Source organism: Luteimonas mephitis DSM 12574 (genome assembly GCF_000422305.1).
GTDB lineage: Bacteria > Pseudomonadota > Gammaproteobacteria > Xanthomonadales > Xanthomonadaceae > Luteimonas > Luteimonas mephitis.
In genome coordinates, this window is the sequence record NZ_AULN01000013.1 from 231,749 (window position 1) to 258,736 (window position 26,988).

The 26,988-nt window shown below is 69.8% G+C and carries 25 protein-coding genes; 17 read left to right on the forward strand and 8 right to left on the reverse strand.

Annotated elements, in window-relative coordinates:
- Positions 1-17: 17 nt before the first annotated feature.
- From sctQ to H570_RS16250, 3 genes are read right to left on the reverse strand one after another with little or no spacing between them, the layout of a single operon-like run.
- Positions 18-1,133 (reverse strand): type III secretion system cytoplasmic ring protein SctQ, encoded by a 1,116-nt coding sequence (sctQ, locus tag H570_RS0103575; protein ID WP_027079545.1) that lies wholly within the window; start codon positions 1,131-1,133, stop codon positions 18-20.
- Positions 1,126-1,728 (reverse strand): response regulator transcription factor, encoded by a 603-nt coding sequence (locus H570_RS0103580; RefSeq protein ID WP_027079546.1) that lies wholly within the window; start codon positions 1,726-1,728, stop codon positions 1,126-1,128. Before H570_RS0103580 ends, sctQ begins: the two co-directional genes overlap by 8 nt.
- Positions 1,729-1,765: 37 nt before the next feature.
- Positions 1,766-2,896: a sensor histidine kinase gene (locus tag H570_RS16250; RefSeq protein WP_051176085.1), complete on the reverse strand. Its 1,131-nt coding sequence runs from the start codon at positions 2,894-2,896 to the stop codon at positions 1,766-1,768.
- A gap of 114 nt (positions 2,897-3,010) precedes the next feature.
- Between H570_RS16250 and H570_RS16255 the strand changes: the two genes are divergently transcribed.
- The 16 genes from H570_RS16255 (at position 3,011) to H570_RS0103665 (ending at position 15,563) form a co-directional block, all read left to right on the forward strand.
- Entirely contained in the window at positions 3,011-3,442 is a 432-nt protein-coding gene (locus tag H570_RS16255; protein ID WP_036135016.1) for a FliO/MopB family protein, read from the forward strand.
- A 312-nt stretch (positions 3,443-3,754) separates the two neighbouring features.
- Positions 3,755-5,809 (forward strand): type III secretion system export apparatus subunit SctV, encoded by a 2,055-nt coding sequence (sctV, locus tag H570_RS0103595; protein ID WP_211219069.1) that lies wholly within the window; start codon positions 3,755-3,757, stop codon positions 5,807-5,809.
- Between the two features lie 43 nt (positions 5,810-5,852).
- Positions 5,853-7,172 (forward strand): FHA domain-containing protein, encoded by a 1,320-nt coding sequence (locus H570_RS0103600; RefSeq protein ID WP_027079548.1) that lies wholly within the window; start codon positions 5,853-5,855, stop codon positions 7,170-7,172.
- An 81-nt stretch (positions 7,173-7,253) separates the two neighbouring features.
- Positions 7,254-7,577 (forward strand): hypothetical protein, encoded by a 324-nt coding sequence (locus H570_RS0103605; RefSeq protein WP_211219070.1) that lies wholly within the window; start codon positions 7,254-7,256, stop codon positions 7,575-7,577.
- Between the two features lie 103 nt (positions 7,578-7,680).
- The gene (locus H570_RS18045) at positions 7,681-8,082 is read left to right on the forward strand and encodes a hypothetical protein (RefSeq protein WP_051176086.1); all 402 of its coding nucleotides are present in this window, start codon (positions 7,681-7,683) and stop codon (positions 8,080-8,082) included.
- A gap of 43 nt (positions 8,083-8,125) precedes the next feature.
- Positions 8,126-8,881, forward strand: a complete 756-nt coding sequence (locus tag H570_RS16265; protein WP_169447728.1) for an EscJ/YscJ/HrcJ family type III secretion inner membrane ring protein — start codon at positions 8,126-8,128, stop codon at positions 8,879-8,881.
- Positions 8,882-8,894: 13 nt separating this feature from the next.
- Positions 8,895-9,542, forward strand: a complete 648-nt coding sequence (locus tag H570_RS0103620; RefSeq protein WP_027079550.1) for a hypothetical protein — start codon at positions 8,895-8,897, stop codon at positions 9,540-9,542.
- A gap of 15 nt (positions 9,543-9,557) precedes the next feature.
- Entirely contained in the window at positions 9,558-10,226 is a 669-nt protein-coding gene (locus H570_RS0103625; RefSeq protein ID WP_084499701.1) for a FliH/SctL family protein, read from the forward strand.
- On the forward strand, positions 10,223-11,587 hold the full coding sequence (locus tag H570_RS0103630) for a FliI/YscN family ATPase (protein WP_245559529.1): 1,365 nt from the start codon (positions 10,223-10,225) through the stop codon (positions 11,585-11,587). The genes H570_RS0103625 and H570_RS0103630 overlap by 4 nt, the downstream gene beginning before the upstream one ends.
- A complete protein-coding gene (locus H570_RS0103635; RefSeq protein WP_027079553.1) occupies positions 11,584-12,075 on the forward strand; it encodes a hypothetical protein in 492 nt (163 codons plus the stop codon). Before H570_RS0103630 ends, H570_RS0103635 begins: the two co-directional genes overlap by 4 nt.
- Positions 12,076-12,085: 10 nt before the next feature.
- The gene (locus tag H570_RS0103640) at positions 12,086-12,802 is read left to right on the forward strand and encodes a hypothetical protein (RefSeq protein ID WP_027079554.1); all 717 of its coding nucleotides are present in this window, start codon (positions 12,086-12,088) and stop codon (positions 12,800-12,802) included.
- Between the two features lie 142 nt (positions 12,803-12,944).
- Positions 12,945-13,184 (forward strand): hypothetical protein, encoded by a 240-nt coding sequence (locus H570_RS18775; RefSeq protein ID WP_211219071.1) that lies wholly within the window; start codon positions 12,945-12,947, stop codon positions 13,182-13,184.
- A 3-nt stretch (positions 13,185-13,187) separates the two neighbouring features.
- Entirely contained in the window at positions 13,188-13,472 is a 285-nt protein-coding gene (locus H570_RS0103650; protein WP_027079555.1) for a hypothetical protein, read from the forward strand.
- Positions 13,473-13,599: 127 nt separating this feature from the next.
- Complete coding sequence (locus H570_RS0103655) at positions 13,600-14,424, forward strand: DUF6683 family protein (protein ID WP_027079556.1); 825 nt, start codon at positions 13,600-13,602, stop codon at positions 14,422-14,424.
- Positions 14,425-14,523: 99 nt separating this feature from the next.
- Positions 14,524-15,156, forward strand: coding sequence for a hypothetical protein (locus H570_RS18780; protein ID WP_156899818.1), 633 nt, complete (start codon positions 14,524-14,526; stop codon positions 15,154-15,156).
- 56 nt (positions 15,157-15,212) lie between these two features.
- Positions 15,213-15,563 carry a hypothetical protein gene (locus H570_RS0103665; RefSeq protein ID WP_027079558.1) on the forward strand — a complete coding sequence of 117 codons (351 nt, stop codon included), beginning with the start codon at positions 15,213-15,215 and terminating at the stop codon, positions 15,561-15,563.
- 723 nt (positions 15,564-16,286) lie between these two features.
- Here the strand turns inward: H570_RS0103665 and H570_RS0103670 are convergent.
- The 4 genes from H570_RS0103670 to H570_RS19500 form a co-directional block, all read right to left on the reverse strand.
- Entirely contained in the window at positions 16,287-17,522 is a 1,236-nt protein-coding gene (locus tag H570_RS0103670; protein ID WP_211219072.1) for a hypothetical protein, read from the reverse strand.
- A gap of 475 nt (positions 17,523-17,997) precedes the next feature.
- Entirely contained in the window at positions 17,998-18,933 is a 936-nt protein-coding gene (locus H570_RS0103675) for a 5'-nucleotidase, lipoprotein e(P4) family (RefSeq protein WP_027079560.1), read from the reverse strand.
- Between the two features lie 106 nt (positions 18,934-19,039).
- Positions 19,040-21,016 (reverse strand): UvrD-helicase domain-containing protein, encoded by a 1,977-nt coding sequence (locus tag H570_RS0103680; RefSeq protein ID WP_027079561.1) that lies wholly within the window; start codon positions 21,014-21,016, stop codon positions 19,040-19,042.
- Positions 21,017-21,154: 138 nt separating this feature from the next.
- Entirely contained in the window at positions 21,155-22,873 is a 1,719-nt protein-coding gene (locus tag H570_RS19500; RefSeq protein ID WP_169447730.1) for a YadA-like family protein, read from the reverse strand.
- Positions 22,874-23,295: 422 nt separating this feature from the next.
- On the opposite strand from H570_RS19500, the gene H570_RS0103690 reads away from it, so the two are divergent.
- The gene (locus H570_RS0103690; RefSeq protein ID WP_027079562.1) at positions 23,296-23,931 is read left to right on the forward strand and encodes a thymidine kinase; all 636 of its coding nucleotides are present in this window, start codon (positions 23,296-23,298) and stop codon (positions 23,929-23,931) included.
- A gap of 209 nt (positions 23,932-24,140) precedes the next feature.
- Here H570_RS0103690 and H570_RS18050 read toward each other — a convergent pair whose 3' ends face one another.
- The gene (locus tag H570_RS18050) at positions 24,141-26,969 is read right to left on the reverse strand and encodes a serine/threonine-protein kinase (RefSeq protein WP_027079563.1); all 2,829 of its coding nucleotides are present in this window, start codon (positions 26,967-26,969) and stop codon (positions 24,141-24,143) included.
- Positions 26,970-26,988: the final 19 nt, after the last annotated feature.

Sequence of the window (26,988 nt, forward strand, 5' to 3'; positions counted from 1 at the left end):
GGTGCCGCCGCCGTGATTCATTCCCAGGCCAGCAGGCGCACGCCGAGGGTGTCGCCGACCGCCACAACCTCGCCGCGGCCGGTTTTGCGGCCGTTGGCGCGGATGGTGACGTTGGCGCCCTGCAACTGCGCCGGCAGCGCGAACACGTAGCCCGGCTGCAGCGCGGCCAGGTCGCCGATGCCGATCTCGACCCGGCCGATGTCGAAGGCCAGCTGCACCGGCAGGTTGCGCGCGATGGCATCTTCGCCACCGGTCTCGTTGTCCACGCCGTCGCCGGTGGCGCCGTTGGGGAATTCGTCGTTCATCGTGGAAGGCTCCAGGGGATAAAGTCGCGGTTGCGCGGCGGCGGCGATCCGCCAGCCGTCGGGTGCGGCCACCAGCGGCCACGCCAGTTGCGTCGTGCGCGCCTGCAGCGGCGGCAGGCTGCCGTTGCCGATCAGCACGACGTCGCCCGGCCGCAGGCCCTGCCAGTCGGCCAGCGGCAGACGCGGGCCGTCGAAGCCGACCAGGATCGGCACCGGCAGGTCGCGCAGCGCGTCGAGCCGCGGCAGCGGGTCGTCTTCGTAGACCGGTTCGGCGCGGGCCTGCAGGCGCGGCAACCAGTGCACCGGGAACCGGATCGCGCCGCCCAGTGGTTCCGCGTGCGCGTCCCGGTGCGGGTCGGTGGCGAATGCGAGCCACACCGCGTCGTCGTCGGCGCTGTCGCCGTCGGCCGCTTCCTGCGGCAGCAGCGAAGTGCCGAGCAGTTCGCTCAGGCGCATCAGCGCGCGTTCGTGGGCCAGGCTCCAGGCCAGCAGGCGCGCGCGGCCGTGATAGTCGCTCCAGTGCAGGCCGGTGGGTCCGGCCTGTCCCGCGTCGGTGGTGTCCAGCCGCAGCTGCAGCCGCGTGCCTTCGGCGTCGACGCAAAAGGTTTCGTCCGCCGCCGGTGCGACGCCCGGGGTGAAATGCAGCGCCGCGCCATCCCCCAGCGGCCAGTGCCGCGGCGCGGCGAACAGCCCGCGCAGCGCCTCGGCCTGCGCGGGCGCAACCTGCGGGATGCATTCGCGCAGGTCGCGGACGGGCGCGGCGCGCGGCGCGCGGGCCGCCGGCTTGCGCGCGCTTGTCTTGGGCTTGCTTGTTGCGCTGTCAGGCATGTCCCAGGGCTACCTTCATCAGTTCGGGCAGCGAGCGCACCCCGAGTTTGCTCATCATGTTGGCACGGTGCAGTTCGACGGTCTTGATGCTGATGCCGAGGATGTCGGCGATGATCTTGTTGGGCTTGCTGGCGATCACCAGGTCCAGCACCTGGCGCTCGCGCGGGCTCAGCCTGGCCAGCGATTCGCCCACCGCGCCGACCGCGCCGTGGTTGCGCGCGCTGGACAGCGCGGCACGGATCGCATCCACCAGCGCGTCCTCGCTGAAGGGTTTTTCGAGGAAGTTGGCCGCGCCCTTGCGCATCGCCTCCACCGCCAGCGGCACGTCGCCGTGCGCGGTGACGAACACCAGCGGCAGCACGATGCCGCGGCGATGCAGTTCGTCCTGCAGCTGCAGCCCGCTCATCTCCGGCATGCGCATGTCGGACACCAGGCACTCGGGCTCGGCGCCGTGGCGATCGCTGCCGTAAGCCTCGATGAACTCCGGCCCCGATGCGAACGGAATCGCCTCGAAGCCCGAGGTTTCCAGCAGCCACGCGGTGGAATCGCGGAACCCCGCGTTGTCGTCGACCAGGTACACCCGTGCCTCGCCCATGGATCAGCCTCCCCCGGACCGGTTGATGCCCATCACGTCAATGGGCCCTCTCCTCGTAATGCGGCAGGGTGAAGCCGAACACGCTGCCGCCGCCCTCGCGCGGTTCGAAGAAAAGCCGCCCCTTGTGGTACTCGATGATCGAACGGCAGATCGCCAGGCCGATCCCGAGTCCGTCGTTCTTGGTGGTGAAGAAGGGCGAGAACAGCTGGTCCTGCTCGGCCGAGCTGAGCCCGGTGCCGCGGTCGCAGACCCGGATCTCGACTTCGCCGTCGAGGTTCACCCGGCCTTCCACGCGCAGTTCGCGCTGGGCCACGGGAATGCCGCGCATGGCCTCGATCGCGTTCTTGACCAGGTTCAGCAGCACCTGCTCCACCATCACCCGGTCGGCGTACACCGGCGGCAGCGACGGGCTGAGCGCGGTGTCGATGCGCAGCTGCTGGCGCTCGGCCTCCAGCCGCAGCAGTTCGAGCACGGTCGCGGCCATCGCGTGTACGTCCTGGGCGTCGCGGCGCGGCTCGCGCGCGCGGACGAATTCGCGCACCCGCGAAATCACCGCCGCGGCGTGCTCGGCCTGGGTGCGCGCGGCCTGCAGCGCGCGCTCGACCTGCGCCGGCCCGCCGGCCTGGTCGACCAGGCGCAGCGAGCCGTTGAGGTAGTTGACGATCGCCGCCAGCGGCTGGTTGAGCTCGTGCGCCAGCGTCGCGGCCATCTCGCCCACCGACATCATCCGCGAGGTGAACAGCAGCTTCTCCTGCTGCGACTTGTGCGAGTCGAGCGCTTCGATGCGTTCGCTGATGTCGATCGCGGTCAGCAGCGCGAGCGCGCGGCCGTCGTGTTCGGCCTCGCCCCAGTGCAGCGCATACCAGCGGCCGCTGTGCGGTGCGCGCACCTCGGCCGGCTCGGCGTCGTCGAGCGCGCCGTCGCGCAGCAGCGCCAGCAGCCGGTCGCGCTGGCGGTGTTCGGGCAGCGCGGCGAATTCTTCGTCGAAGCGCCGGTTGGCCGCCACCAGCGCGCCGTCGTCGCGGGCGTAGGCCGCGCAGGCGAAGGGCACGGCTTCGAGCAGGGAGAGCGCACCGGGCGTGCCTGCGCCGGGTGCGGACGGGGCGGGCCCCGGCCGCCTGCCGGCTTCCGGCCCGGCCTTGGCCGCCTTGGCGCGCGCCGGACTCACGCGGCCCGCGCCGTCGTCATCGCCGCCGCGCGCGGGCCGCTGTTGCCCGGCGCGGCCCGGCTGCTACGGTAACCGGCGACCCGGCGGCACCTCCCGCCGCCTTTCCGGAATGCCATGACCTTCCATCGCCCGACACTCCTTTCCGCCTGCCTCGGCATCCTGCTGGCCTGCGCACCGCTGGCCGTCCTCGCCGCGCCGGACGCCGCGCAGCCCGCGGCGCCGGGCTCGATTGCCGGTGAAGTCCTGGGGATCCTGCTGCCGTTGGCCTTGGTCATCATTGCCCTGGTTGCCGTGCTGTACTTCGTCCGCCGCCGTTTTGGCCTCACCGGGCAGGACGCGCCGCTGACGATCCTGCAGATCCTGCCGGTGGGGTCCCGGGAGCGGATCGTGGTGGTGAAGTCCCGCTCCGGTCGTCTGTTCGCGGTCGGAGTGGGGGCTCAAACGGTGACATTGATCACGAATTTGGAACAATCGGACATTGAACCCGCCCCGATATCGCAGACCGCCGGCGAGCTCGACCCCCGTCATATAGCGTCCCCGCGTTAACTTGCCGTGAGCGCTGAATTACCGATTCATTACAAGGACTTGCATTCATCTGCCTGAATCCGGGAAGCCGGGATGACGCCGCTTTGAGCATCGCCATTACGCCTTGTGCAATTCCGGAAGGTATCGTAATTTGCCACAAAGTGACGCATGAGGTCAGGGGCAAATGCGGCAGGTCCGGATCATCTTTCATGAGCACCCCACGCCTGGCGGCAGGCCATACGGACTCGTCCGGTGTCCCGCCCGCGGCGTGGCACGGACATCGCCTCGCCTGCAGGCAAACGCGCTGCATGCGCCCACGAATGGTGGCGTGGCGTGCGCGCGCTGATCGGGTCGCTCCTCGCCGCGCCTGCCGGTAACGCACCGCGCCAGCGCGCCGGCTACAGCGACGTCGTGCTGGCGTTCGCCGCGGTCACCATCATCAGCGTGATGATCCTGCCGCTGCCGGTCATGGCGATCGACGCGCTGGTGGCGGTCAACATCTCGATCGGCTTCGGCCTGCTGCTGCTGGCGATCTACATCCCCACGCCGGTGGCGTTCTCCAGCTTCCCCAGCGTCCTGCTGCTGACCACGCTGTTCCGGCTCGCGCTGTCGATCGCGATCACCCGCTCGATCCTGCTCAACGCCGAGGGCGGCCACATCGTCGAGACCTTCGGCACGATGGTTGCCGGCGGCAACCTGGTGGTCGGCCTGGTGGTGTTCCTGATCATCACCGTGGTGCAGTTCATCGTCGTGGCCAAGGGCGCCGAGCGCGTCGCCGAGGTCGCCGCCCGCTTCACCCTCGACGCGATGCCCGGCAAGCAGCTGTCGATCGATTCCGACCTGCGCTCGGGCCTGATCGACAAGGACGAGGCGCGGCGCAAGCGCCGGCACCTTGAAGTGGAAAGCCAGCTGCACGGCTCGCTCGATGGCGCGATGAAGTTCGTCAAGGGCGACGCCATCGCCGGCATCGTCATCATCATCATCAACCTGCTCGGCGGCCTGGCGGTGGGCGTGCTGCAGCACGGCATGCCGCTGGGCGAGGCCACCCACACCTATTCCATCCTCACCATCGGCGACGGCCTGGTCTCGCAGATCCCGGCGATCCTGGCGACCATCGCCGCCGGCCTGGTGGTCACCCGCACCGCCGGCGAGGAAGACGACAAGCACTTGGGCGATGCGATCACCCGGCAGATCTCGGGGCAGCCGCGGGTGCTGCTGATCACCGGCCTGCTGGCGCTGCTGATGACCCTGGTGCCTGGCTTCCCGAAGATCGTGTTCGCCGTGCTCGGCGTCGCGATGCTGACGATGAGCGCGTGGCGTTACCGCCACCAGTTCGACGTGCTGCGGCGTGCATTCCGGGTGCAGGACCAGGAGATGGTCGAGTCGCGCAAGCCGGCCGATGCCGACGATTTGGCGCCGCCTGCACCGCTGCAATTGGAAATCGCGCCGTCTCTCGCGGCCCTGCTCGGCGACGAGGCCGAGACCCGCCGCCGCGTCGCCGGGCTTGCGCAGGGCATGCGCGAGGAATACGGCGTGCCGATCCCGGTGCCGCAGGTGCGCGTGACCAGCGCATTGGGCGAAGGCGAATACCGCCTCACCGCGCACGGCGCGCGCATCGCGTCCGGGCGCATGCGCGGCGACGCCCACTTCCGCCCCGCGCGCGCGGGCATGGAAGCGGCACCGAAGCTGCCCGGCTTCTTCCCCGCCCTCGACGGCGAATGGGCCGACGCGGCCAACGACGGCACGCCCAGGCCGATCGACGTGGTCAGCGACCACCTGCGCAGCTCGCTGAAGCGCCGCATGGGCGGTTTCATCGGTATCCAGGAAACCGCCAACCTGTTCGGCAAGATGCAGCGCGACTATCCAGACCTGGTCAAGGAGATGCTGCGCGTGGTCGCGCCGCAGCGCGTGGCCGACGTGCTGCGGCGGCTGGCCGAGGAAGGCGTGCCGGTGCGCAACCTGCGCGACGCGTTCGAGGCGATCACCGACGTCGGCGGCCGCGAGAAGGACGTGGTGCTGCTGACCGAGTACGTGCGGGTGGCATTGAAGCGCGAGATCGCCGACCGCTACGCCGACGCCGACCGCACCCTGCACGTGCTGCTGATCCATCCCGAGCTCGAGGACAAGCTGCGCCAGTCGGTGCGCGTGGCCGGCGGCGCCAGCCAGCTGGCGATCTCGCCGGAACTGGCCGCGCGGCTGGGCAACGAGGTGCGCGGCCAGCTCGCGCGCCAGCCCGAGGGCGTGCACCCGGTGCTGCTGTGCTCGCTCGACGTGCGCCGTCACCTGCGCAAGCTGATGGAAGTCGATTTCTTCGAACTGCCGGTGCTGTCGTACCAGGAACTCGCCCCGGACCTGCGCATCGTGCAGGCCGGCCAGATCAACGCATGACGCCGTAACAACGACTACGCAGAACTTCGCGAGGGGCCACGCCATGTCATCCAAGAAGCCCGAATCCACCGTCACCGCCGAAGTCGCCGCCGACGCGGACACCCCCGCACGGGCCAATGTCCTGCGGATCCTCTCGGGCCTGCATGCCGGCGCCAGCCGCGACCTCGCCGAACAGGAAATGATCCTGGTCGGCAGCGGCGACGACTGCGACATCGTCCTGGCCGACCAGGGCGTGGCGCGTCACCACGCGCTGATCAACCTGATCGGCGGCATGTCGTCGCTGCGCGCGCTGGATGCGCCGCTGCGCGTCGACGGCCAGCCGCTGCACCCGGGCGACCCGGTCGAACTGCGCGGCCTGCAGCGCATCCAGCTTGGTGGAGCGGCGATTGCCTTCGGCGAGGAAGACGACCCGGACTGGGCATCGCTGGCGCCCGACTTCGCCATCGACGACATCCGCACGCCGGCCACCGGCATGCGCAAGCTGCCGATCGTGGCGGCACTGGCCGTGCTGTCGCTGGCGTCGCTCGCGATCTTCGCCGCGGTGATGCCCAGGCACGAGGCGACGCCTGATCCGCGCAGCCAGCTCGGCGCGCTGATCACCGAATTCCAGATGCGCGACGGCCAGGTGGTCGAGGACGCCCACGGCCGGCCGGTGCTCAGGGGCACGGTCAAGAACGACAAGGAGCGCGAAAGCATCGAGGCGCGGGTCGCGCAGGCCGGCTTCGAGGCCGCGCTCGACCTGCGCTCGGCCGAGAAGATCGCCGCCGACGTCAGCGAAGTGCTGCGCTCGCAGAACATCAATGCCAAGACCCGCTACATGGGTAACGGCGTGGTCGAGGCCAGCGGCCGCTTCGAGGACATGGACGCCATGCGCGCCGCCGCCAGTTCGCGGGCGATGGACGACGTCCCGGGCGTGACCCGGGTGCTGGTCAAGAACTACGTCGAGCCCGACCAGGCCAAGCGCACCGCCAACGGGCCGACCGAGGGCGCCGTGAAGCCGGGTCCGACGCGGATCGTGTCGGTGGTGCGCGGCAAGACGCCGCACCTGGTCGCGGTCGACGGCACCGAGTATCCGGTCGGTGCCGAGGTGCCGGGCCGGGGCACGCTGGTCTCCATCGGCGAGTCGGCGCACGTGGTCACCGCCGACGGCGTGCTCCACAAGATCATCCCGCAGCCGGTGACGGCGGCGGAGATCGCGGCCGCGGCCGAGAAACAGGCCGCGGAGGACGCGACGGCCGCTGGCGTCCCGGCCGCGCAGCAGGATGCCGGCATGGAAGCCGCGGACGATACCGCCGACGTCGACCGCCGCGTCGCACGTGCGGCGGGCACCGGTTCAAGGAGCAGTACGCACGACAAGCAGTAGGCGTTTCACGCGACGTCATCGCGGCGTCGGGTTCCATCGACATCAAGGCGATCGATCGATCGCACCACAGGAGAGAAAGTCATGAACGACAATCCCATGAACCCGGTCACAAGCTTCATCGGTCGCGCAGGCGTCGGCAGCGCGTCGGTCGGGCGCGGCGGCGCATCGTCCACCGACGGTGGCAGCTGGTATGAAGCGATGTCCAAGGCCTGGGGCCAGACGCTCGACGGACAGGCCGCGAAGATCACCAACCTGTCGGACGTGATCGGATCCGGCGGCGATCAGCCCTCGAACATGGTCAAGCTGACCGCCGAGAGCCTGAAGATGCAGTTCATGTCCAACAACGCGGCGACCTCGCAGAACAGCGTCGGCCAGGCGCTCGAAACGCTGGGCAAGCGCCAGTAATGCCCGGCGTGCGTTGTCATTGCGTGCGTGGCGGCAGGCCGCCGCCGCGCGTGCATGCCGACACGCCGCCCCGCATCTCGCCAGGTCCACAGGAGACACGGAAATGATCGAAGCCATCCAGGTCGCGGCGGAAGCCGCGCAGGCCAATGCGGCCACATCGCCCGCGGCGCAACCGCAGGCGACCATGTTCGAAGTCAGCCAGTTCGCCGACGCCTACGCCAACGGCGGCACCGCCAGCAGCGCGCCGGCAACGGTCTCCGCGCCGGCGCCGCCCTCGGAGGGCATGCGTGCGCTCATGTCGACGTTCGAGAACCTCAACACCGGCGCCGACAAGATCAGCGCGATGTCGCACATGATCACCAGCAGCGGGGCAGATCCCACGCCCGGGCAGCTGTTGCAGGTGACGATGGAGGCGCACAAGTTCCTGTTCAAGGCGGAGCTGACGTCCAACGTCGCCAACCGCACCTCGGACGGCGTCCAGCAGTTGTTCAAGCAGCAGTCGTAAGGCGGGAGCAGGCATGAAGGCGTCGAACGCAATCAAGCGTCCCATGGTCGTGGCAACCCTGCTGGCGTGCCTCGCGCTGGCCGGCTGCAGCGGCACGGCGCTGTACAGCAACCTCGAGGAACAGCAGGCCAACCAGGTGATGGCGGAGTTGCTCGGCTCGGGTATCCAGGCCGACAAGTCGCTTTCGACCGACAAGAAGGGATGGGAGGTTCGGATCGCCAAGGGCGATATCCCGCGGGCCATGGCCATCCTGCATGCCAAGGGCCTGCCGCGCCGACAGTCGTTCACGATGGGCGACCTGTTCAAGAAGGACAGCTTCGCCACCTCGGCCACGCAGGAGAAGGCGCTGTACGTGTTCGGGCTGGAAGAGTCGATGCGGCAGAAGCTGCTCAAGATCGACGGCGTCGTCGACGCCGCGGTGTCGATCGCGCTGCCCGACCGCGACCCGCTGGGCGGCAACGAGGCGGACTCTTCGGCGTCGGTCTTCATCTACCAGGCGCCTGGCGCCGATCTGCGCGACCGCGAAACCGACCTGAAGGTTGGCGTGAAGGACAGCATCGAGGGCCTGGACGACGTCAACAAGGTCACGATCAAGTTCTTCACCGTCGGCACGCCGCTGGCCGGCAAGCAGGCCGCGCGCAGCCCGGCGGCGATGCCGGCGCTGTCGTCGATCAGCCCGCTGGTGATCGCGATCACCGTCGCGATCGCGGTGCTGCTGTCGCTGGCGATCGCCTTCGGCGGGCGCATCCGCGCGCGCCTGGCGCAGTCCAGGCAGCCGCCGCGCGTGTGGAACGGATGAGCCGGGCGGCGCGATGAGCCTGCTGGCGGTGATCGCCGAGATCCATCCCGACTGGTACCACCGGGCGGGCGCGGACGAGCACGAGTCCGCTTCGATTTCCCCCGAACTGCTGCAGCAGGCGCGCGACAGCGCGCTCGGCCGCAGGATGCTGGCGCGCTGGCTGATGCGCGAGGCCGGTGTCGGCGGCGAAGTGCTGGCGCCGCGCCCCGACGGCGCGATTGCCGCGGCGGTGCTGCGTTGGCCGCGTGCGCGCCTGGCGGCGCTGCTGCGCGACGTCGGCGTGCTGGCCTACGCGCCTGCGATTCGCGCCGAGGTCCGGCGCGAGCCGGTGCGCCAGTTGCGGCGCGCGCTCGGCAACAGCTACCTGCTGGCGCTGGACAAGCAGGTCTGGGACGGCGGGGTGCAGGCGTCGACCGCCGCGCAGCTGCGCGGGCGTCTTGGCGCCGCGCTGTCCGACGGCCGCGACGATGCCGCGCTGCATGCGCTGTTCGACCACCAGGGCCGCAGCGAACTGCACGCCTGGGCGGCGCCGCGCGACCCTGCGCTCGCCGAATGGATGGTGCTGCAATACCCGCGTGAATCGTCCGCCGAGGCGCACCTGCCGCAGCAGCAGCTGCAATTCCTGCACGACCACCACCTTGCCCGCGCGCGCGCGGCCTGACACCGGAACGAGGCCATGTCCGCAGAGCCAGCACGCACCGCTTCCAGGCCATCGGCCACGTCGGCCACGGTGTCGGTCTTCGAGCCGCGTCGCTTCGACCGCGCGCTGGCCGGCAATGTGGTGCCCGCGCGGCAGTGGCAGCGCATCGAGGAGCTCGACGCGCTGCTCGAGCAGGTCAACGCGCTGTACGTCGAGGCCGGCGCCGAAATCGAGCAGGCGCGCGAGAAGGGCTACGCGGACGGTTTCGCCGACGGCCTGGCGCGCGTGCAGCAGCAGATGACCGAACACCTCGCCGCGCTCAACGAGCGTCGCGCGCGGGTCCTGGCAGACGCCAGCAGCCGCGTCACCGAGCTGGCCTGCGCCATCGTCGCGCGCGTCGCCCCCGGCTTCGACGCCCGCGCCGTGGTGCCGCCGCTGGTGATGCAGGCGGTCGAGGCCGCGCAGGCCGAACAGTTCCTGATGATCCGCGTGCATCCGTCGGTGCGCGAGGAGGTCGCCGCCGGCCTCGGCGCGGTGCGGCAGGCGCATCCGGCGGTCGGGGTGATCGAGCTGGTCGAGGACATGAGCCTGGATCCGCTGAGCTGCGTGGTGGTGTCCGAGGCCGGTGAAGTGCGCGCCGGCGTCGCGCAGCAGATCGAGGCGATCCGCACCGCGCTTGCGGGCGTTGGCAGGCAGGACGGATGAACCTGCCGTTCACCACGCCGGCTGATGCGGTCCGGACCACGCCGGGGATGGATGATCCCCTGCTGGGTGCGCTGGCCAGGGTGCAGGCGATCGAGCGCGTCGGCCGCGTCGCCGAGGCCCATGGCACGCTGATCCGCGCCACCGGCCTGAAGGCGGCGATCGGCGAGCTGTGCGAACTACGCAACCCGCCAGGCGAGGGCGATCCGAAATTCCGCCTTGCGGCCGAGGTGGTCGGCGTGTCGAAGCAGATGACCCTGCTCACGCCGCTGGGCGCGCTCGACGGCGTGTCCGCCACCACCGCCGTGTACGCGACCGGGCGCCAGGCGGCGGTGCGTGCCGGCAACGGCCTGCTCGGCCGCATCCTCGATGCCCACGGCGAGCCGATCGACGGCAAGGGCCCGATCCGCGACACGGTCGAAGCGCCGATCTACGCCGCCTCGCCCAACCCGCTGACCCGCAGCCTGATCGAGCGTCCCTTCTCCACCGGCGTGCGCGCGATCGACGCCACGATGACCACCGGCGAAGGCCAGCGCGTTGGCATCTTCGCCGTCGCCGGCGGCGGCAAGAGCACGCTGCTGGGCATGCTCGCGCGTGGGGGCGACGCCGACGTCAACGTGATCGCGCTGGTCGGCGAGCGTGGCCGCGAGGTCAACGAGTTCATCCACGACAACCTCGGCGCCGAAGGCCTGGCCAAGTCGGTGATCGTGGTGGCCACCTCCGACCGCCCGGCGCTCGAGCGCAGCCGCGCGGCGTGGGTCGCCACCGCCATCGCCGAGCACTTCCGCGACAAGGGCAAGCGCGTGCTGCTGCTGCTCGATTCGGTGACGCGATTCGCGCGCGCACTGCGAGACGTGGGCCTGGCCGTCGGCGAACCGCCGGCGCGGCGCGGCTTCCCGCCTTCGGTGTTCAGCGCGCTGCCGCGGCTGTTCGAGCGCGCCGGCAACAACGACAAGGGCTCGATCACCGCCTTCTACACCGTGCTGGCCGAGGACGAGGATGGCGGCGACCCGATCGTCGAGGAAGTGCGCTCGATCCTCGACGGCCACATCGTGCTCTCGCGAAAACTGGCGGCGGCCTACCACTACCCGGCGATCGACGTGCTTACCAGCCTCAGCCGCGTGATGCCGCGCGTCACCGAGCCCGCGCACCAGCGCGCGGCGGGGCAGCTGCGCAAGTACCTGGCCAAGTACCAGGACATCGAACTGCTGCTGCAGCTGGGCGAGTACAAGCGCGGCACCGATCCGGATGCCGACATCGCGATCGAGAAGATCGGCCCGATGCGCCAGCTGCTGCAGCAGTCGGCCGGCGAACTGGTGCCGTTCGAACGTTCGGCAGACGCGGTGCGCAGGTTGTTCGGATGAAGCACTATCCCCTCCACACCCTGCTGCGCCTGCGCGAACACCGCACCGATGCGGCGCGGATGGTGGTGCTGGAGAAGCAGCGCGCAGTGCAGGCCTGCCGCGACGCCTGCACGCGGATCGGGCACGAGATAGAGCAACTGAACGACGAACGCAGTGGCCAGCGCGCGCGCCTGCTCGATGCGCCGCCACCCGGCGTGGACTGGTCCACCGTGCTGGCCCAGCGCGAAGCGCACATCGACTGGCTCGGCCTGCAGGTGGAGGCCGCGCGCCAGAGGCTGGTGCAGGCGCAAAAGGCTTTGCAGGCGGCCGAACACGAACTGGCACAGGCGCGCGACGCGTTCTTCCGTGCCAAGGCCCGCCAGGAAGCGCTCGAGAAGCGACGCGACCACTGGCGCGGCGAGCAGCGCGCACTCGAGGCCCGCCAGGAAGAAGACATCACCGCCGACATGCTGCTCGCGCGCCACCACGGCGCGCGGCCAACGCATTGAGAGGACGACCATGAGTATCGACCGCAGCGCGTCATCCACCCCGGCGACGACCCGGGACATCAGCCGCGACAAGCCTGACACCCGCCCCCGCGAGCCGGCGCCGCGCGACAAGGTCGACGACTTTCAGCGGCTCATGCAGGGCAAGCGCGAATCGCGCGACCCGCGCGGGCCCGGACAGCCCGGCGATGACGGCCAGCCGCTGCAGCAGGCCGGGCGGCGCGAAGGGCAGGAAGCGCCCCAATGGCAGCAGGACGAGGGAGCCATCGCGGGCAGGCAGGACGCCGCATCCGAACACTACGAGGACGATGCGCTGCGCCGCCAGCGCGACGATGCGGGCGGCCCCTCGCTGCAGCAGACCCTCGACCCGGCCGCGCTGTACCAGATGCAGATGGCGATGCGCGACGGCCTGCCGCAGGCCGCGGCGCCGCCGCCGCTGAACCCCAACGCGTTTGCGGACATGGTCGAGCGCCACCTCAAGCAGATGGCCGCCGACCGCGGTGCGGCCGACGGCGCCGGCGACGGGCGCGTGCTGCTGCGCATGGCCGACGCCACCCTGCCCGGCACCGACCTGCTGCTCAGCCGCACGCCGGAGGGCTGGATGCTGCGCGCCGACGTGCGCTCGCGCAGCAGCTTCGACGCGATCCGCGAGGCTGCGCCGGAACTGGCCCGCCGGTTCGCCGAACGCAACCTGGGCACGCTGAGCATCGATCCGCATTTCCATGGCTGAGCGCGCTCCCGGCTAGGGTCGACCCCAGATCGGGCACGTCCTAGCTTGGAGGCCTCCTGGCGCTCGCCGACACTGCGATTGCGTTCCGGGACGCCCGCTTCCGCCACATGGAGCCCGTATCCCGGCCAAACCAGAAGGGAGAATGACAATGTCTTTTGATCTTGGCGGAATTGCAAAACTGGCGGGACAGCTCATTGGCGGCGCGATCGGCGGCCCGTTGGGCTCGATGATCGGCGGCATGATCGGCGACATGCTCGGGCAGGCCATCAGCGGCCAGTCGGGCGACATCCTCGGTGATTCCGGGCTGGCAGAGGCCGCGCAGCAGCTGTTCCAGGGCAACTACGACGGTGCGCTGAACCTCGCGTTGAACGGCGGGGGCTGAGCCGTGAACCGCGGGTGGGTCGAAGACGTCGAGCGACTGCATCAGGAAGGCATCATCGACGGCGACGACCAGAACACGCTGATCCGCCACATGGAGGAGCATCGTCGTTCGCTGCAGGACGAGCTCAAGCTGATCGTGCCTGAATACAACGATCGCATTGCCCGGGATGGGCAGCCAAGCGCCGACGAGTGGCTCGCCGCCAAGGCGCGCGAACTCGGCGAACGCGATGGCGAAAGGACGCGGCGTGTCGTCGACACCCTGTCGGCGGTGAACACACCTGCGCCCTAGCGGCCCCGGAAGGGGCCGCCATGGGCTTGCACGAGGACATCACGCGTACTCCTGTATTGCTCTCCAGCATCCGTTTTCGCGAATCCAAGCCGCGGATGCTGCGGCAGCCCGGAATGATGTCATCGACATGAAAAAAGCGGCTTCAGCTGCCGTCCTGCTCCTCTCCATTGCGGGAGCTGCGCATGCCCAGGTCGATTACGTCGGCTCGTGGATCGGGGCAAATGATTTCAGAAGGCAGATCGAGCGATCGCAGGACAATCGCGACGTCGGCAAGCATCCGAAGCGGGAAGAAGCCGACGCGGTAGTTACGCCGGTGGCCGCGAGTGCGGAAGCCGAGTACCTCGACGCGATGCGCGAACTGCGGTACGAGCCGTCCGCAACGGTTACCAGGCATGTCAATGCAAGCATGGCGAGCGTGCTTGTCGGACGGCCGGCCGAGCAACCCTCCAGCACGACCCAGCTGCTGGAAGCCTGCTTCTTGCAGCATCCCGGTTTCCGGCGCCTGTTGGCCGCGCAGGTTGGCGGCACCAGGGACGTCGTGTTCGGGGCGCTGAATGCAGGCGTGTTGCAGCATCGCTTCCGGAAAAGGCTCGAAAGCCACGGGTATTCGGCGAACAACATTGCCGATGTCAGCAACGCTTTCCTGATCGATGCATGGGCCGTGGTGAACGGGCGGAAAGTCGATCAGGCAGTTGCGTTCAGAGGCTTGCGAGCAGAGCTTCGCCGTACGCTTTCAGGTGGACAGGCGCCGCCGCAACTTAGCGCTGAAACCCGCCAAGAAAACACCGAGGCGCTCGCCCTGCTGGCGATGCTGGTAGCGGCCGCCCGGCACAACGCGCGCGATCCGGAAAACCAGGCGAGCCTGAGGGCCGGGGTGGACGATATCGGCAGGCGCATGGGAATCGAGCTGCGCCAGGTAGCACTCACCGAGCACGGCTTTGTTGCGCGGTGATACCGGCACGGACAACAGCCGTCATGGCGACCTAGGGTCGGTCCTAGATGACTGGGAGCCTGGAAGCTCCTATGTTGCAGTCATCAGCAAGGATTGGACTTGGAAACCCACGAGGCATCCTGGGAATTGACCATGCAGAAGCCGCCGCGCCGCACTTCCACAGCAGCCAGCACCGCTACCTCGAACTGGGGATTGCGGGATCGCAGCGTGCTGGATGGCAGCGGTGAGGGTTCAGGCCAGCAAGCTTCCCCTGCTGCTGACGACACGCAAGCGCTGATCAACGACTTCGATGCTTCCTTGCAGGCAGATGCCGATCTCGACCAGGAAGGACGCGAGTTCCTGAGCCAGCAGTTCCGGACTGCGGTCCGGGAAGCGGCATCCAGCGGTGCAACCAGCAGGCCACTGGAGCGCTCCGACTGGCTGGAGACTCTCGAAGCACTGCGCGACATGGGTGTCGTGGACGAGGACGAGAGCAACACCCTGGTACGACAGCTCGACCAGGCGCTGCAGCCACTGCAAAGCCGCAACGTGCAAGTGGCGCTCGAGTTCAGCCGCCGCTGCAGCGAGCAGGACGAACAAGGCGCGCTGGAATGGCTGCGGGCCCAGACCGCCGAGGCGCCGAAGGCACAACAACCCTCGTCTCCTCCGTCGCCGCAGTTGAAGCACGCCGCTTCGGGCGACACGGTGACCCAGTCCCGCTCACGTCGTTTGCGTGGCCCGCCCGTCAGATAGCTCCGTCATTGCTGCACAAGAACGCGTCTCACCATTCTTATTTCGGAGATATCAAGATGAGCATCGAAGGTTTCCATTTCTCGTATGTGGGTGAAGTCAGGAACGAACAGACGAGCAAGACTGCCGCGGCAAAGGGCAGCTGGCTGGTGGCGCTTGCCACGATGCTGGGCAAGATGGCTGACAGGCTCGGCGACTCGATCGTCAAGCAGGCCGAGAAGATCGACCAGCAGATGAACAAGGAAGCCAAGGCCCGGAACGACGGCAAGTCCGTCGAGAACAGCAACCTGACCCAGTTGAACGCTGAAATGCAGGCCATGGCACAGCAGATGAAGATGTTGATGGACGCCATCAGCACCATCATCAAGACCATTGGCGAAGGCAACCAGAGCATCGCCCGCAAGCAGTAAGGCGCTTGCCACAAGGATGTCCCCGAAGGCCAGGCGCGCCAGCGCCTGGCCTTCGGCTTTCCAGGGATGCAACTTCGAGGTGCGCGGCGCGTGGCATCCCCCGCGACGGGTTGGGTTGGGGGACGGCTGTGCCGTGGTGCCCAGTCGCAGTGCGTTCGACATTGACGGATGAAGCGGGTCGGCGTGAGCCGTGGCTCATTCGTTGCCGGTCGCCGTCATACACGTACCCGGATCAGCAAAGGCGTTACGGCGGGCGATGACCGCTGGTGTGCCGGGGCCAGCCGTTCGGCAAGCCGGCGGAGGCGTCCTGTGCGGCTTCGGTGAAGGGAGGACGCCAGCCACGCCGCTGGCCGCCTGCAGTTTCTTCTACAAATCGATCGTTGCGGAGGTTGCCTGCGCGCTGGCTGTCATTTCCGCTGCTCCGTGGATCGACGTCGTCAGCATGGGTCCGGTTGCGCATGGAGCCCTGCCGCATGTTCGATCGGACAACTCTCTTTGGCCGGGCATGTTCTCTGGCGCCTGCAGGAGCCGTAGTCACCGCGCATTGCCTGGGCGCCATCCCTGGAAGCGCCACCATCGTTCCCGGCATGGGCTGGAGTGGCATCGGTCGAGGCAGGGCTGATCGAGCGACGCAGAGCTCTAGACACGCGTCGTGTCGTCGGCATGATCGTCGATCAGCCGTGGCGGGAGAACTGCGGCAGGCGCTGTATCGCGGCGGTGCCGTCAGCGGCGATGCCGCGACAGGCGGCGAGCCACCCACCAGGCGGCGGCGCCCGTTGCCAGCCCGAATGCGGAAAGCCAGCGGGTGTGGCTCTGGCCCACGAGATCATCGGCCATGTGGCCGGGGCCCATGAAAATGACAATGGCAGCGGCCAGGCAGCCGTAGGCGATGATCGCCAGCATCCAGAACAGCCACTGCATCGCACGTGCGATCTCGCGTTCGGATCCCGCCTCACCGGCATTCGTGTGCCCCAGCGCGCCCATGGCCCAGAGCAGGCGGGCCACGCCGCCCTTGGGCATGGATCCCAACCGGCTGCGCAGGCTGCGGCGCTGCGCGCCGTCGAGCGTGTGCCCGGCCGCGTTGAGCATGTTCTCGGCGCGCATTGCGGCGACCGCGTCGTTGGCGGGAAGGATGACGCCGCGCGCGTCCGCGGGCTGGTTGACCGGTGCCGTGGCCATCGTCAGTCCGGCCGCGGCCAGCGCGGCGGTGCTGCCGGAGGGCAGCGCGGGCGCGGCGGGCAAGGTCGGGGGAGTGGCGGTCGGGGGAGGAGGTGCGGTAGCCGGAGCGGTGGTTGCGGTGCGTCCAGCGGCCAGGGCGGCATCTGCCGGCCGGTTTGGCGCCAGCAGCGCGGCGTCCGAGGCTGCGCGCTGTTGCGCTGCCAGGGTGCTTGCCTGGGACAGCGTGGTGCCGGCTGTCATGCCGGCGGTGTTCGTGCTCGTCGCGGCGGTATTGGCAGCGGCATTGGCGAAGCCGGTGGCGGCACCTCCCTGGGCGGCGAAGGCACCCTGCGCACGACCGGCGGCATTGGCCGCGTTCATGCCCGATGGCATGGGGATTCCGTCGGCCCGCGCATGGGCCGAAGCTCCTGCGTTTGCGTGGGCCTGTGCGCTGGCAGCCTGGGAAGGATTGCCGGCGGTTGAATTCGCATTCGAGTGGGCGGGTGGTCCGGGAACGTGGCGATGCTCGGGCCGTCCATCGGAATCTCGCAGCACGCTCTGTACGCCGTTGGCCATCGAGAACAGGGTATTGCCGAGCTGGCGGGCGATGCCGGGGGCGACGTCCAACATGCCCGGCAAGCCGGGGCCGCCGGTACCCATCGAACCCGAGCCGCGAACGCCGCCCTGGTCGCCTTGATTGCCCTGGTTGCCTTGGTTGCCGCGGATCTCCCCGTTGCCGCGATTGCCTTCCTGCGCCGCGGGGTTGTTGCCACCGGTGCGTGGGCCATTGCCCTGCTGCACGCCGTCGTTGCCGTTTCCGTTGCCGTTGCCGTTGTTGCCGTGCGTCTTGCCCTTGTCGCCGTGGTTGCCCTTGTCGCCGTGCGTGCCGAGCGGTTCTGCAGGCTCACCCTTGCCCGAATTGCCGGGCGTGCCCGCGTGCACGAACGCCCCGTTGCCGCTCACTGGTCCGATCGTCATCGCAAGGCCCTCCAGGGGTCGGGCGCAGGCACCCGATTCCAGCGTATGGCAACGCTCCGGCGTCAATCACCTGTGGCCAACCCTAGGTTGACGACCGGTTTCATGGGAGACGCGTGCCGCCCGGCACGGAACGCGCATAAAAAAGGGGAAGGCACTGGGCCTTCCCCTGCAAATGTCCGGCTGGGCCGGAGGACTTTCGGTTGTGGCATGGCTCCGGCACCAAGGCCGGATGTGGACAGGCTAGCGTGACCAAAAACCTAATGCAACACCTGAAATAAATTCATTCAAGCCATTGATATCATTGGTCTGCGAAATCAAGGGCCTCGCGCTTGATCTGGCGACGCTCGGGCGTGGGCAGGGCCCAGTCGTTATTGAACAGGGCCGGCTCCCAGCCGCCGTAGGTCGGATTGGGCAGCATCCACCAGCGCTCGCCGAACCAGTCGCCGTATTCGTCGAGCAGCCCGGCGCGGTCCTGTGGGGTGTTGGCCACGACCTCGACGAAGTCGCCGAGCTGGTCGCCGAACTGCATCAGCACCCGATACTCGCGCCCGGCCAGGCGGCGGCGGCAGTTCTTCTCGCTGCCGCTCTGGTCGCAGCCCGGCACGACGGTGCCGAGGCCGAGGAAGACGTCGTCGCTGGCCACCGGCATCCCTACCGCCTCGAGGTTGGCGATGGTGGCGTCTTTCAGGTGCACGGCGCGGTTGGACAGATAGAGGATGGTCACGCCCTTTGCCGCGGCTGCCTTGGCGAACTCGACCACGCCCGGCACGGCCTTGGCCTTCTTCTCGGCCACCCACAGGTCCCAGGTCGGGTCGCTGTACTGGGCCTGGTCGCGGATCAGGCGCGCCTGGTAGGGCGAGTTGTCGAGCACGGTTTCGTCGACGTCCATGATCACCGCCGGTTTCAGGTGCGCGGTGTTGCCGGCGTTGTCGCGCTCGGTCGGTACAAGGGCGTCCCAGTGCCGTTCCTTCAATGCGAGGTCGAGCGTGTCGGCGGCAGCACGGTAGACGGTTTCGGCCGCGGCACGGTACTCGGCCGATGCCTGCACCCAGAGCACGGCGTTGAGATTGTCGTCGGCCAGCGTCGCGGCGTCCGCTGCCGGTTTTGCCTGCGCCGCGGCCGTGGCCTCCGGGATCGATGCGTCGCCCTGCGGCGCGGTGAACGAGGCGGGCTTGCAGGCCGCCAGCGACAGCGCGGCGGCAAGCAGCGAAACGGCGAACATCGAGTGGCGCATGGCGGTCCTGCGGGAGCGGGGAGGCCGCCGAGTCTAGCGAAGTCCGGCAACAGGCGATCGAGGGCTGGATCGCAGAGGTGCGCAGGGCATTGCGACGGACGCGCGCTCAGCCTTCCAGCATTGCCTTGATCGCCGCGAAGCCGACGCTGGCGCGTTCGGCCTTGCGCGCGGCGTCGGCGACCGGGTCGGCGCCATCACGCTGGAGTTCGGCGGCCGGGAGTTCGTCGAGGAAGCGGCTGGGCTGCAATCGCAGCTTCGAACCCCAGCGCTGCGCCTCGCGCGAATGCGACAGCCACAGCTGCTCCTTGGCGCGGGTGATACCGACGTAGAGCAGGCGGCGCTCCTCGTCCAGGCGGCCTTCGTCGAGGCTGGCCTCGTGCGGCAGGGTGCCGTCCTCGACGCCGACGATGAACACGTAGCGGAACTCGAGGCCCTTGGCGCCGTGCAGGCTCATCAGCCGCACCTGGTTGCCGGCGTCGTCCTTGTCGGCGCGGGTGAGCAGGGCGAGCGACGCGGCGAGTTCGCCCGCGCTGGTTCCCTTCGCGCCCTCGAACCAGTCGGCCAGCTCGTCGAGGTTGCCGCGGCGGATCGCGAACAGCTGCTCGGTCTTGCACTGCGCGCGCAGCGCGGCGAGCAGGCCGGAGCGTTCGTTCAACTTCCGCACCAGCTCGGCCGGCGGCAGGTGCGACGCATCGCCGCGCAGGCCACGGACGATGTCGGCGAATTCCGACAGCGCGTTCGCCGCGCGCGGCGGCAGCTGCTTGAGCAGGCTGATCGATTCGGCCGCGCGCGACAGCGGCAGGTGCGCGTGCTGCGCGAGCTCGGCCAGCTTCGCCAGCGAAGTCGCGCCGACGCCGCGCGCCGGCGACTGCACCGCGCGCAGGAACGCCGCGTCGTCCTCGGGATTGGCCAGCAGCCGCAGCCACGACAGCGCGTCCTTGACCTCGGCGCGTTCGAGGAACGCGGTGCCGCCGGACAGGTGGTAGGGCACGCGCAGCAGCTGCAGCGCCTTCTCCAGCGCGCGCGACTGGTGGTTGCCGCGGAAAAGGATGCAGAAGTCGCTCCACGGCGCGCCGCGGGCCTGGTTGATGAAGTGGATCTCGCCGGCGACGCGCTCGGCTTCGTGCGCGGAATCGCGGCACTCCCACACGCGGATGCGCTCGCCGTCGGCCTGCGCGCTCCACAGCGTCTTCGGATGCTCGTGCGGGTTGTTGGCGATCAGCGCGTTGGCCGCGCGCAGCACGCGGTTGCTGCAGCGGTAGTTCTGTTCGAGCTTGACCACCTTCAGCGCCGGGTAGTCCTGCGCCAGCTGCGACAGGTTCTCCGGGTTGGCGCCGCGCCAGGCGTAGATGCTCTGGTCGTCGTCGCCCACGCAGGTAAAGTTGCCCTTGGTCCCCGCCAGCGCCTTGAGCATCCGGTACTGGGCGTCGTTGGTGTCCTGGCACTCGTCGACCAGCAGGTAGCCGATGCGCTCGCGCCAGCCCAGCGCGACGTCTGCATCGTTCTCCAGCAGTTCCACCGGCAGCCGGATCAGGTCGTCGAAGTCCACGGCGTTGAACGCCGACAGCCGCGCCTGGTACTTCGCGTACAGCGCCGCAGCTTCGCGCTCGCGCGTCGATTGCGCGGCGTCCAGCGCCTGCTGCGGCGACAGCCCGGCGTTCTTCGCCCGCGAGATCAGCCCGTGCGCGGCCTGCACTGCGTCGGGCTTGGCGCCCGGCAGCAGGTCCTTGAGCTGGCTCGCGGTGTCGTCGGCGTCGAAGATCGAAAACCCGCGCCGCAGCCCGGCCCTGGCGTGTTCGATCTGCAGCAGCTTCAGCCCCAGCGCGTGGAAGGTGCAGATCGTCAGGCCGTCCGCGCCGTCGCCGCGGATCCGCTTGGCGACGCGTTCGCGCATTTCCTTCGCCGACTTGTTGGTGAAGGTGATCGCGGCGATGCGCTTGGCCGGATAGCGGCCGGTGGCAATCAGGTGCGCGATCTTCTCTACGATCACCCGGGTCTTGCCGCTGCCCGCGCCGGCGAGCACCAGCAGCGGGCCTTCGACGTGGGCGACCGCGGCGGATTGTTGGGGGTTGAGGCCGTGCATCGTGGAAGCGGTGGAGGCGGACGCGCATCTTACCCGGCGCCTGTTGCCGGGCCGGTGCCGCGAGGCGCGGTGCAGGCGCGGGAAGCGCGGAAGGCCGCCGCCGGACGGGCGGCGGCGGCCGTCATGCCGCTGCCGGCGCTACCAGCTGAAGCCGGCGCCGCCCATCAAGCTCGACTCGCCGCCGCCGAAGGACGCGCCGATCGAGACGCTGGCGCGATTGCCGATCGCGCGCTGGTAGCCCACCGCCAGCGCCGACTCGCCGTTCTGGCCGCCGACGCCCACGCCGATGCGGTTGGCCCCGGCCAGGCCGGCGGTGTTCATCGCCATGCCGGCGTAGGCGCCGCTCATCGCCGCGAGCTTGTCGATCCGGCGATCCTGTTCGCGGAAGCGCTGGTCGACGTCGTCGCGGAAAGTGTCGAGCTCGCTGTTGAATTTCGCGAACACGGCGTCGGTGTAGGTGTTGGCCGCGTCCAGCGTCCGCACCGCGACGGTATCGGTGTAGGTATTGGCCGAGGCGAGGGTGGCCGCGGCGCCGGCGTCGGCGTGTGCGTTGGCCGACGCGGCGGTGGCATCGAGCTGGCCCTTGTTGACCGCGTCGCCCGCGGCCACGCCGTCGGCCACGTTCGAGACCACGGTACCGCTGGCACCGCCGAGGGTGAGGCTGGCATTGCCGGCGTCGTCGTACTCCACCGCCAGCTCGCTGCCGGTGCCGGTGCCAGCAGGGCCTTCGGGTCCCTGCGGCCCGGAGGGACCTTCGGGGCCCTGCGGGCCATCCGGTCCCTGCGGGCCGGTCGGGCCTTCGGGTCCTTGCGGGCCATTCGGTCCCTGCGGCCCGGTGGGACCTTCGGGGCCTTGTGGACCCGCCGGTCCCTGCGGCCCGGCCGGAATCGCGTCGATGCTGTCCTGCAGTTCGCCCAGGCGGATGTCGACCGCGGCAAACGCAGCGCCCACGTCGCCATAGCTGGCGCCCTGGATGACGTAGCTGGGCGCGGTGAACACGCCACCGCTGAAGCCGGCGCCGCCGCCCAGCGCCGCGACGAAGTTGCCGAGCTGGCCTACGGTCGCCGCGTCGTGGTCGCCGATGCCGTCGGCGACGTTGACAAGCCGCCGCTGCAGGTCGCTGCCGTAGGTGCCGCCGTTGATCTCGTCCTCGTCCGTGGCCAGATGGCCGAAGGACACGGTGTCGGCTTCCGCGGCGACCGAGTCGCTGCCGAGGGCCACGGCGCGCTCGGCACCGGCCAGCACCCGGGTCTTGACGCCCAGCGCCACGCCTTCTTCGGCGTGGACCTGCGACGCGTTGCCGACGGCGACGGCGCGCGCTGCGGTGGCCTGGGTGAAACGGTAGGGATCGATATTGGTGGTCGAATCGCCGAGGAAACCACCCAGGGCCAGGCTGTTCTCGCCGGCAGCCTGGCTGAACACTCCGCTGGCGGTGCTGAACTGGCCCGTGGCGCTGCTGGCAACGCCCAGGGCGATCGCGCCCCACTCGCTGCTCTTCGCGTTTTCGCCCATGGCGAAGGACCAGTCGCCGGACGCATTTGCGCGGGTTCCGATCGCGATCGCGGCGCTGCCGGTGGCATGGGAGTCATAACCCAGAGCTACGCTTGCCCTGCCCGTGGCCTCCGCGTTCGTACCCAGTGCGGTGGCGACAAGGCCTGCGACCGTGCCCTTTCCGCAGGCGGTGGCCCTGTCGTCCTCGGTTCCGGTGTCGGCGCCACCGTTGTCCTGGGTGCCGGCGTCACTGTCGGCCACGATGCAGGTGATGCCGGCCATCGCCGGCAGGCTGGCGCCGGCGCCGCAGGCGAGCAGCAGCGACAGGGCGAGGGGGCGGATTCGGGGGATGCGCGGATCGTGCATGGTCATGCTCCTTGGCTTTGTGGTGGACAAGGAACACGACACGGCCGCCCTCCTTGCGCGTGATGCGCAACGACTCGGCAGGCGGCGGGGAGCCGAAGCTTTCTTGCAAAGATCGAGACGCGCGTGTGGTCGCGTCCGCGGGCCGGAGTCGGCGCGAAGCCGGCGGATCGGATGGACCGTCACCAGTGTTTGCGTCGAACCGGGCTGCCGTTCCTCCCCGAACCTGCCGATGCGTCGCTGCCCGCCAATATACGTTCGTCCGCATGCGCACTTTGGGTCGCGCGTCTCACATGCCGACGACAGCGGCTGCAACCGCGCGTGCCCGCGGTGCTCGCACCGACATCAAGGAGGTTCCCGGAAAGCGCACCCGGCGATGGCGCGCGAGAACGCTCGCCGATGGCGACAGCGCATAAACTGCGCCCATGGCCAAGCTCTACTTCTACTACTCGGCGATGAACGCCGGAAAGACCACCACGCTGCTGCAGAGCGCGCACAACTACCGCGAGCGCGGCATGCGGGTGGCGATCCTGACGCCGCGCCTGGACGACCGCGCCGGCAGCGGCAAGGTGGCCTCGCGCATCGGGCTGAGCGCCGACGCGGTCGGCTTCGACCCCGGCGACGACCTGCTGGCATGGGCGAATGCCGACATCGCCGCGCACGGTCGCATCGACTGCCTGCTGGTCGACGAGGCGCAGTTCCTGCGCAAGCCGCAGGTCTGGCAATTGAGCGAAGTGGTCGACCGGCTGCGCATCCCGGTGCTGTGCTACGGCCTGCGCACGGACTTCCGCGGCGAGCTGTTCGAGGGCAGCCAGTACCTGCTGGCCTGGGCCGACGAGATCAGCGAGATCAAGACCATCTGCCACAGCGGCAAGAAGGCGACAATGACCGTGCGCGTGGACGCCGACGGCTACGCGGTGCAGGACGGGCCGCAGGTCGAGATCGGCGGCAACGAGCGCTACATCTCCGTCAGCCGCGCAGAGTTCAAGAAGATCGTGCGCGGCGAGGGTCGGATCGAGCCGCTGCAGGAGCGGTTGCCGCTGGCGCCGCCGCGCGACTAGAAAGGTTTGAACTGCCTTGCGCTGATCGTCCGCTCCGGGCGGCCGGGGCTTTCACCAGGCGAATGCGTGGTCATCCACGGCGCTTGCATTCGAGACCTCGAAGTCGCCGGATCCCCGCCGCTGCGGGATGACGGCGTTCGCCCAGTTCTTCGCTGGCCGGCTTGATCCGTTTTCTCCTGCGCAGGCAATGGACATGCGCGCGCCGGAGGCTAGCGCGGGTCGTCGACGGCCGCCTCGCAGCCCGCGCGGATCGCATCGATCTCGCGCACCACGACGCCGCCCTCGGGCTGCGCCTGCTGCAGCGACAGGTGGAGTGCGGCAAGGTCCTGCAGCACGCGGCTGCGCTGCGGGCCGTGGCAGCTGCGTTCGGCCAGGTAGGCACGCGCGAGCCAGGCGATGCGGCGGCGCTCGATGTCCTTCACCGACAGGCTGGCCAGGCGTTCGAGTTCCCCCGTCGCGGCCTTGTCGCCGTCGCGCGCCTGCAGGCGCGCCAGCGACAGTTCGCTGCGCAACGCGTGCGGGTGCGAGGGGCCGTAGCCCTGGCCGGTCAGCGACACGGCCTGCTGCAGCTGGCGCTCGGCGGTCGCGCGGTCGCCGAGCCCGGCATTGGCCTCGCCAAGCAGGCGCAGGGTGTCGCCGATCAGCCCGGCGTGCTGGCCCGGCAGTGCCCGGCGCAGGCGCAGGGATTCCTGCAGTTGCAGCCGCGCTTCGGCGTCGCGGCCGACGCTGTGCAGGATCATCGCGCGATTGAACAGCTGGCTGGCGAGCAGCTGGGCGTGGCCGGGCTTGCGGCTGATGACGATGGCACGGTCGAGGTTGCGCAGCGCCGCGCCGGTGTCGCCGCGCTCCCAGTCGACGATGGCCAGGCTGTTGTAGTTGCGCGCGACTTCCTCGTGTTCCATCCCCAGCCGTGCCAGCAGCCACGCCTGCGCGCTGGCGAACTCGCTGGCCGCTTCGTTGTAGCGGCCCTCGTCGACGTGCAGCGCGGCGAGCTGGCGCCGGGCGTCGATGGTGGCGCGATGCTGCGGTCCCTGCAGGTCGAGCGACAGTGCGAGCGCGTTGCGGCATTCGGCCTCGGCGCCGCGGATGTCGCCCTGCGCGCGCTGCAGCGTGCACAGGCTGCCGAGGATGTCGATCGCGAGCGGGTGGCGGTCGCCGACCCCGGCGTGCAGCTGCGCCAATGCGCTGCGCAGGTCGGCCTGGGCCCCGGTGCTGTCGCCGGTCGCGGCGCGCAGGCGCGCCAGGTCGGCCAGGTTCTCGACCACGCCGGCTTCGTTGTGCAGCGGGTCGCGGCGCAGCGCCAGCGAGCGCTCGAACATCAGCCGCGCGGCGGTGTAGTCGCCGGCGTGGCGCTGGCAGCGGCCGAGCTGGGAATAGAACTCGGAGGCCTGCGCCGGCAGCTGGTGCTCCTCGCGCCGCGCCAGCGCCAGCCACGGCCGCATGCCGGCGATGCAGTCGGCGTACTGGGCGAGCATGCGCCGGGTGTGGCCCATGTCGGTGGCCGATTCCAGCCGCAGGCTCGGCGGCACGTCGTCGAGCGCATCGAGGATCGCCGCCTGCCGCCCGAGCAGCCTGAAGGCGTCTTCGTAGTCGCCCAGTCCCACGCGCAGCCGCGCGATCACGCCGAACAGCTCCGCGCGCGCCTCGGGCTGCCGCGCCAGTTCGCGGTCGCCGCGTTCGACGCCGGCGTCGAGCAGCTGGCGCACGTCCAGCGGCACGCCTTCGGGCGTGCTGCCGGCGTTCTCGAACAGGCCGACGACGAAGTCCTTCAGCGCCTGCGCACGCGCGCCTTCCTGCACGAACTGGCGCGATTGCCAGACCACGATGCCCAGCGCCGCGGCCAGCGTGATCGTCACCAGCGACGCGCTGACCAGCGCCCAGCGGTGGCGGCCGGCGTACTTGCGCAGCCGGTACGCCACGCTCTGCGGGCGCGCCAGCACCGGCTTGCCGTCGAGGTAGCGCTGCAGGTCCAGCGCCAGCGCCTCGACCGACGGATAGCGCTGCTCGGCGCGCTTGGCCAGCGCCTTGAGCACGATGTTGTCCAGGTCGCCCGCCACTTCCCGCGCGCGGCGGCGCGGCGTGGCCGGGCGGCCGGTCGTGCCGTCGTCAGTGCCGCGCAGCAGCGTCGACGACGGTTTGAGCGGATCCACGCCGAGGATCGCCTCCTCCCACTCCGCATCGGTCTGGCGCTTGAGCCGGTAAGGCTTCGCGCCGCTGAGCAGTTCGTACAGCACCACGCCCAGCGAGTACACGTCGGTCATCGTGGTGACCGGCTCGCCGCGGATCTGTTCCGGCGCCGCGTAGTGCAGGGTGAACGCGCGCAGCCCGGTGCGCGTGTTGTCCGGCGCCTGCTCGGCGGTGTCGAGCAGCTTGGCGATGCCGAAGTCGAGCAGGCGCACCTCGTCGAGCGGCGTGACCAGGATGTTGGACGGCTTCAGGTCGCGGTGCACGATCAGGTTGGCGTGGGCGTGGCTGACCGCTTCGCAGACCTGCATGAACAGGCGCAGGCAGGCGCGCACGTCCAGCGCGCGGGCCTTGCACCAGTCGGTGATCGGCTCGCCCTCGACGTAATCCAGCGCGAGGTAGGGCTGGTTGTCGGCGCTGATGCCGGCGTCGAGCAGGCGCGCGATGTGCGGGTGGCCGAGGCGGGCGAGGATCTGGCGCTCGCGGGTGAAGCGCAGGCGCAGGTTGGGGTCGGCCAGCCCCGGGCGCAGCAGTTTCAGCGCCACCCGGCGCTGGTACAGGCCGTCGGCGCGGCTGGCCAGCCAGACCTGGCCCATGCCGCCCTCGCCGAGCAGGCGCTCGAGCTTGTACGGGCCGATCAGCGCATCCGGGCGCGCGCCCGGCAGCGGCGCGATCAGCGGTTCGGACAGGAAGTCGTCGCCTTCGGCCTCCAGCGCCAGCAGTCCGGCCAGGTCGTCGGCCAGCTGCGGGTCCTCGGCGCGCAGCGAGGCCAGGCTGCGCTCGCGGGTCGCGGGGTCGAGTTCAAGCAGCGCGTCGAGGAGTGGCGACAGCCGCTGCCAGCGTTCGGCGTCCATCGGTCAGTCCGGCGGTGGG